Here is a 6,676-nt window from a genome sequence, read left to right on the forward strand (position 1 = left end):
CGGTGCCAGCGCAGCTCGAGAGAAGCAGGGGATAACCGTATCTGGAAGGAAAGAGGTTAGATTTGAGTCAGCCGTACTGCCTTTAGGAATATTTCCATGAACGTTTTCAGCGTGCTGAGCGATCCAGATAACCCTATCAGTCTGAGTGAGTCGAGCTACCACAAGGCTACCCAGCGGGCCCATCCCTATGTGCAGATCCGCGATGGGGAAACCAAGTGCTATGCGCTGTGCCCCAGCTGTAAGAATCCTATCCATTTGCGCAATAGGATCGTGAAAAACACAGAGGCCAAGACGCTGTATGCGGCACATGTGGCTTTCAACGTTGCTGGCTTGGCTGAATACAGTCAGGAGCGCTACCAGATCTGTCCCCTCGCCAATCCTCAAAGGCTCGATAGAGCAGGTGGGAAAAAGCACCCGGGGGCAGTAGCAGCGGATCTGAAGCGCTTCTTTCTGGAGAATGCAGATCTGGTGATCGATTTCCTTGAAAAGCGGATTGGGCTCGCCCTTCCAGATTACGCGAGGGAAAACATGCTGAAGGACTTTGGCGCCAATAGGGCCTTTGAGTATGCGGGGGTGACCAAATACAACCTGCCACTAGCCTTCGCCTACTTGACTGAAGCTCAAGCCATGACCGGATTCGAGGTCATGAGGAGTCAGCAAGGGTTGGCTGCGGCGATCACGGGAAAATGTCAGGACTTTGAGGTTACGTCCCGGGGAGCGCGCCAGTACATTTCAAGGAAAAAGACCGGCGATGTTCCAACCAACCGCTCCTCCAAACTGTACCTGTCGTTTCACGACCATGAGATAGCCAAGGAGCAGCCCGAAAAGCAAACGGTGACTCTGGTAGTCAACGAAACCCCCAATCCTAGAGTCCCTGATATCTATCGGGAGATTTACCGTCAATCCATATCGCTCGATGGGGTCCTATTCCTCAGAACCTGTCTGCGGCGTACTCGTCTCTTGAGTATGGCGAAGGCGCACATAGGCTAAGGACGTAGCGCTGAGCGGAGCGCTGAGAACAGCGTCGATTTCATCCAGCGTGATGGGGTTCATTTCAAGCTCATCCAGTACGGCGTCCTGGATGAGCCTGGGCACTACGATGCCTTCCACAATCGCGCTATGAGCAAAGTCGTTGATCAAGCCGACCAGTCGCTCCTCAAGTATCTGTGGCTTGAGGATGTCCTTGAGGCTGAGCGAAGCAGTCAAAAGCTGCCTGAGCTCCTCGAGCTGCACGAGTGCCTTCAAAATGAGGCTGTAGCGGTGTGTACAGATGATTTCTTGACGCTCTTCCCGAAACTGCATGGCCCACTCCTGTGATGGGGCCATGCAGTTTCGCTCCAAGATCGGCAGAAGGACCTCCCAATCTTAAGCTGGATGCAGTGAAGCCCCAATTTTGATGGGCTCAGGGTACCGGGACGTTACCCGCAGAGCAGTAGGAAACCGTATCCGGAGTGAAAAAGGTTAGCGAGCGGCGCGAGCTGAGCAGCCTCAGACAATGAGAGCCTCGCGATCCCCGCACAATCTTGATCTAAGACCGCTTTGCTTAGACCAACACTCTACTATTTAAAGGTTCACCTGCACGTGTGGTGAGCGTGTGCTTGTGCAAGCACATCCGCAGCATAGTGAATGTCACTCAACTGCCGAACGTCGATCACAGAGATAAACGCTCTGCCTGAGCTCTGGTGTGTCATACGAATGACTGCTCCCCCATCTGGACAAACGGGGCCTAATAAGCAAGTGCACTTCGAAACCTCACGCTCTAAACGTGATAAAAAATTTGGATGTTGTTGGCTGAGCTCATTGCAGTCCGAGATCACTTATGGCTTGGCACATGCTGGATAGGCAGGCTCGGAAAGTTCTAGCATGATCCCCATGAATAATGCTGCCAGGCCCACTATCATCATGGCGAGCGCCATTCCGAGAAGTTTTATCTTATCGCCGTGGATTTGGTCCACGTAAGCTCCTTGCATACCCACAGGTAGGCGAAGATAGTTTTATAGAAATTTACCTGGCTTTGTTCTGGGTAGAAAGCTCGTCAGGTAACGAGGGCCAGCAGTTCTTCCACTGGTCCTCTGCTTATTGATTTGCTAGCCGTTCGCAGGCATCGCGTACCGGCTAATGATCCACCTGCTCGGCCAACCCTATACCTTGAATCGGTTAGTCATCTCTTGCAGGCGTACCCCGATACGGGCGAGCTCCATGCTCGAAGAGGCTGTTTCCTCGCTGGCTGCAGCTGTCTGATCAGAAATGTCGCGGACGTTGGTCACGCCGCGGCTGATCTCCTCTCCAGCGGCGCTCTGTTGCTCCGCTGCACAAGCAATCTGCTCGTTCATGGATTTAATGGTCCGTACCGAGTGAGTGATGCCTTTGAGCATGTCGCCTGCTTCCCGCGACAGCTGAACGCTGCTGCCGGTGAGCAGCATGTTTTGCTCAAGAACCTCCTCCATCCGGTCTGTACTCTGGCCCAATCCGGTGATCAGATGCGCGATCTCGTCGGTAGAAGAGCGGGTGCGTTGAGCCAGCCCACGCACTTCATCCGCAACCACCGCAAAACCGCGACCGGCCTCGCCAGCACGAGCCGCCTCAATGGCAGCATTCAAAGCCAGCAAATTGGTCTGTTCAGACACGGCTTTGATGACATCCAGAACACCGCCGATGCTTTCGGCATGGCTACGTAGAGTTACCATGGCGGATTTGGTCGACTCCATCTCGCTCGCCAGCAGTTCAATCTGAGTTACAGCTTTGCTGACGGCCTGATCGCCCTGAGCCGCTTGCTGGCTGGCCTCCAAAGCAGATTTTGCGGCCGCGCCGGCATTGCGAGCTACTTCATGAGTGGTAGCAGTCATCTCCTGCATCGCAGTTGCGATCTGATCGGTCTCAACCTTCTGGGTGTGGACCCCCGCGCTGGTCTGCTCGGTTACGGCCGACAGCTGTTCAGCTGCGCTGGCTACTTGAACGACGCCATCCTTCATTTCGCCAATCAGGCCACGGAGATTAGTGGTCATCCGTTGCATGCTGGCCTGCAGAGTACCCAGCTCGTCTTTGCGAGTGACCTGCTGTTGATGAGTGAAATCGCCGCTGGCGACTGCCTCGACCAACGCTACGGTCTCTTTCAAAGGCGTCACGATGGAGCGTGTGATTAGCCAGGCCCCCAGCAAGCCGAGAACAATGGCCACACTGAGCCACAGAAGAAGCATCTGTCGCGCCCCGGCAACATCGGAGAGCTGGGAGTTATTTTGAATTGCGGTCAGCTTGTCAGCCGTGGCGAGAATCGCTGTGATGGTCGCTGTTATGCCGCCTTGCGCCTTATCAACGTCGGCCTGCTCCGCAATGAGGTGCTGCAGCTGTTGCTGATAGGCACTGACCTCGCCTGCCAACGCCTGAACAGCGCTACTCGGAAGGGTAGAAGACTCGAGCCCTTTAATTTGTGTCAGCACCGTAGTGATAGCACTACGTGCTGCGTCCTCGGTTTCCTTGCTAGGCAGAGAGGCGTAGCCACGGAAGTTGACACGCATCCGTTGTACGCCGAGGAAGAGGTCGGCGACCAGCTGGCGATCCTCGTAACGACCGCCTTCTGCGCTCGCTGCTTTGGATAGTGCTTGAAGTTGATCATTGGCAGCTTCTGCAGCAGTGGATGCGGTCTGGCGAGTAGCTTCTCGCTCACGGGTCGCAGCAACGGTCTGGTTGTAGAAGTCACGATATTTTTTAAGGGTGGATTCCGCTTCCGCTAACAAGGCAAGGTTCGCGGGCGAATTGAAGTTTGGCTGTATCGCGAGCAGCTGCTTTTCTGTTCTATCCAGAGCTGCTAGCCACTTAGCCGCCTGACCGTCATCGGCTTTAACGAAGTACACGAGACGCTCAATGCGCATGTCTCTAGCCAAGGTGCTGAAGCCAGCGATGTCGCCCATTCGCTCACTGCGATCGCGCAGGGTGTCCGTAGCCTGCCAGCCGGTATAGGCCACCAGTAGGATCATGCCAATTAGTAGAGAGAACCCGAGCGTTAGCTTGGCCCTTACGCTGATATTGCTGAGGAGATTCCAGCCATTTTGATGCATTTGGACTACCTGGATAGAGAGCTTCGAAAGGAAAGACGCAACCGATAAGGTCGCGCGGGAAATTTGGTTATCGCGATAACTAATGGTACGTGCGAATGCTCGATTTCCTTTCGAAAAGCCGATGAAGGGTGCAATTTGCCCGCCGCGAAGAGATTGCGTACGCAGCATTCATTTGGGGTGTGCCTGGTAGCGCGATGACTGCATGAGGTGTCGCGCTCTGGAACCACTATGACCGCCAGGATGTGAAAAATTGCTTAGATTCCCGGCCACGATGGACGGCTGGGCTTTGCGAATGGACAGGCGGCGTGATGCTAAACCTTTGCCCTCAACTCACGTATGTAGCGGTCTAGGTCAGCGGACTGGTGATCCACTGATTGGAAGCGTTACGTGGCATAGTGACGCATTTTTCCGGCAGCGCTAAATCCGGAGCGACAGGCCCACGCTGGGTGAGCCCTGTCTTCCGGCAGCTTCACGCTGAGGGCGGCGAAATTTCCCGGAGGGTCCTAATAGGGAATGTCATCGTCGAAATCGTCACCGGTTGAGGCCGGAGCGCGAGCAGGGGCTGAACCGTTGGTAACCGGTCGCGTCTGACTCTGCGCCGTACCCTGGCCCATGGTGATGGATTCGATGCGTTGCGGCAGGAACGCAATCCGGCTGGCCTGGACCTTCATCGCCGTTTGCTCCACGCCGTTGCCGTCCTTCCAGGTATCCAAGACCGCCCGCCCTTCGATCAGGACCCGCAAGCCTTTCTGGTACAGCCGGCTATAGCTTTCCGCGTCGCGGTGCCAGAGCTCGACGTTGGCCCAGAAACCGCCGCGATCCTCGTAGGAGCCATCCTGCAGGCGGATGCTGTTATCGAAATAGACGTTCAGCCGAAGCAGGTGCCGCGGATCCTGATTGTCTTTCTGGAACCGCTTGTACTCGGGTGCGGAGCCGATGTTGCCTTCCCATACTACTGCTGTGCCCATGTCAGGCCTCCTGTTGGGATGCGGCGTCTTCGCCGCGGGATTGGATGATCTGTTGCAGCTGTTCGGTGTAAACGGCATCGGCCTGGGCCATCTTCTCGGCGCACTCGGCGGCCTGCCGGCCGATGGCATGGACCAGGCTGATCTGCATATTCAAAGCAATGCGCTGCAGCTCCATGGCGTGCAGGTCCTGGAGCAGCGTTTCGGTGACCAGGTCGTGGCGGCACAGGTCCGCCCAGAGCCCCACGCCCATCTTTCGTGTTCCACTCTGCTGCCAGCGCAGAAAGACTGGGCCAGCGGAGGTGTGCTGGTGGGTCATCCGGATCGGCAGGAGCGTGAAGGGGAAGCGATGGGCCTGCGCGAGAATCCGCTCCTGGGCCAGGGTGTTCAGGTCGGCTTCAAGGGAACGGCACTGCTCGGCTAATTGGTCCAGTGCTCCCTTACCTTTAAAGGGTTTTAAAAGCCCTTTGTAGAAGGGAGCGTGTTGCAGGTTCGCGAAGACATCCTGTTGCAGGGGCTGGAAGGCGGCCTGTTGCAGGTCTGTAGTTTTCGAACCCTGAGTGGACTGTTGCAGTGCCATGGCGATCAGGCCTCACTCATCTCGCTGATGTTCTGGTTGCTGGTCATAGCGCCCAAATGCTCATCCTCGTCGGCGGAGTCGCCATCGAAGCCCTCGTCGCCATTGCTGGAGCTAGCCGGGACATCGCCGGGACGCTGGATCGCCGGTGCGAACTTGCTACGGCGGGTGCCCTCCAGGACGTCCTTGGGCATTTCTAGGAAGCTGTACATCTGCTGGGCGTTGGTGGCGCGGGCATTGTTGGCGGCGATGTCGTCGCGCGACGCCCCGCTGTAGCCCTTGTAGCGCTGGCCGACGCCGTACAGGCGACGAAGCACGGCGGCGCCTTCGTCCAGCCAGGCCTCTTTGGAACCGTTGTCGATCAAGCCGATATGAGCAGCCAGGAGGATCCGGCGCACCAGCTCGTCATAGCGGGTGAGCAGGTACACGCCCTTAAAGGCCAGCGGCGAGTTCAAGTAGAGCGGCAGCTTGAGTGGCTGGATCGACAGATTGGTCCCCACGTCGAGCTGCTTAGGCAGCATGGCCATGACCTGGTCCAGTCGCTCGTCGATCGCGGTCAGCTGCTGCTCCGACTCCTCAATCTTGTCCTCGATGATGATGAGGAAAAGATCTGAGTAGGGATCGTCCTTGGCGGCGCCGGCGGAGATGCGGTTGATGATGTTGGAGAAGCCGGACAAGCCGATCATGCCGGGCTTGTTGTCGGACCGCTGCCGACCGAACCAGAGGCGGGAGGCGTGATGGGTATGCAGGGTGAGATTGACGCTCGATCTGAGCGAGCCGAGATTTAGCTGGAAGGTATCAGCCATGAGAAGGATTCCTTGGGTTGTGAGATGACGCTCGGGCAGGGTGCCGAGGCTGGCGCTGGAGGGCAGCGGAAAACCGTATTTGGGTGCGAGGAGGTTGCAGGTAGGCTTTCCAGGCGCCTATCAACAAGGCGAAGCCTAAAGAAGAAGTATCGATTTTCGAGGAGTGAGTGAAACCCCGGGAATCACCTGTGGCTTCGGCCGGATGAGTGATTCCCCGGGAATCACCTTGAGCTTCAAGTGGGTGAGTGATTCCCCGGGAATCACCTTGGGCTT

The 6,676-nt window shown here is 56.7% G+C and carries 6 protein-coding genes; 1 reads left to right on the forward strand and 5 read right to left on the reverse strand.

Annotated elements, in window-relative coordinates; all coding sequences use genetic code 11:
* The first annotated feature begins 96 nt into the window (after positions 1-96).
* Positions 97-990 carry a hypothetical protein gene (locus PSEK12I1_RS0113000; protein WP_027601801.1) on the forward strand — a complete coding sequence of 298 codons (894 nt, stop codon included), beginning with the start codon at positions 97-99 and terminating at the stop codon, positions 988-990.
* Here PSEK12I1_RS0113000 and PSEK12I1_RS24600 read toward each other — a convergent pair.
* From PSEK12I1_RS24600 to PSEK12I1_RS0113030, 5 genes are all read right to left on the reverse strand, one after another.
* The gene (locus tag PSEK12I1_RS24600) at positions 925-1,302 is read right to left on the reverse strand and encodes a hypothetical protein (protein ID WP_155951373.1); all 378 of its coding nucleotides are present in this window, start codon (positions 1,300-1,302) and stop codon (positions 925-927) included. The two genes, PSEK12I1_RS0113000 and PSEK12I1_RS24600, sit on opposite strands and share 66 nt — an antisense overlap.
* Before the next feature lie 839 nt (positions 1,303-2,141).
* Positions 2,142-4,055 carry a methyl-accepting chemotaxis protein gene (locus PSEK12I1_RS0113015; protein ID WP_027601803.1) on the reverse strand — a complete coding sequence of 638 codons (1,914 nt, stop codon included), beginning with the start codon at positions 4,053-4,055 and terminating at the stop codon, positions 2,142-2,144.
* Positions 4,056-4,558: 503 nt separating this feature from the next.
* Positions 4,559-5,023 (reverse strand): single-stranded DNA-binding protein, encoded by a 465-nt coding sequence (locus tag PSEK12I1_RS0113020; protein WP_027601804.1) that lies wholly within the window; start codon positions 5,021-5,023, stop codon positions 4,559-4,561.
* 1 nt (position 5,024) lies between these two features.
* Positions 5,025-5,600 (reverse strand): DUF3158 family protein, encoded by a 576-nt coding sequence (locus PSEK12I1_RS0113025; protein WP_027601805.1) that lies wholly within the window; start codon positions 5,598-5,600, stop codon positions 5,025-5,027.
* 5 nt (positions 5,601-5,605) lie between these two features.
* Positions 5,606-6,403 (reverse strand): PFL_4669 family integrating conjugative element protein, encoded by a 798-nt coding sequence (locus PSEK12I1_RS0113030; RefSeq protein ID WP_027601806.1) that lies wholly within the window; start codon positions 6,401-6,403, stop codon positions 5,606-5,608.
* Positions 6,404-6,676 lie beyond the last annotated feature (273 nt).

This window comes from Pseudomonas sp. MOIL14HWK12:I1 (genome assembly GCF_000510705.1).
In the GTDB taxonomy this organism is placed as follows: domain Bacteria; phylum Pseudomonadota; class Gammaproteobacteria; order Pseudomonadales; family Pseudomonadaceae; genus Chryseomonas; species Chryseomonas oryzihabitans.

What these genes read in the sequence shown, in the direction of transcription:
- PSEK12I1_RS0113020 (WP_027601804.1), bottom strand. Translation starts at nt 5,023, where the DNA reads ATGGGCACAGCAGTAGTATGGGAAGGCAACATCGGCTCCGCACCCGAG.
- PSEK12I1_RS0113030 (WP_027601806.1), bottom strand. Translation starts at nt 6,403, where the DNA reads ATGGCTGATACCTTCCAGCTAAATCTCGGCTCGCTCAGATCGAGCGTC.
- PSEK12I1_RS0113015 (WP_027601803.1), bottom strand. Translation starts at nt 4,055, where the DNA reads ATGCATCAAAATGGCTGGAATCTCCTCAGCAATATCAGCGTAAGGGCC.
- PSEK12I1_RS0113025 (WP_027601805.1), bottom strand. Translation starts at nt 5,600, where the DNA reads ATGGCACTGCAACAGTCCACTCAGGGTTCGAAAACTACAGACCTGCAA.
- PSEK12I1_RS24600 (WP_155951373.1), bottom strand. Translation starts at nt 1,302, where the DNA reads ATGCAGTTTCGGGAAGAGCGTCAAGAAATCATCTGTACACACCGCTAC.
- PSEK12I1_RS0113000 (WP_027601801.1), top strand. Translation starts at nt 97, where the DNA reads ATGAACGTTTTCAGCGTGCTGAGCGATCCAGATAACCCTATCAGTCTG.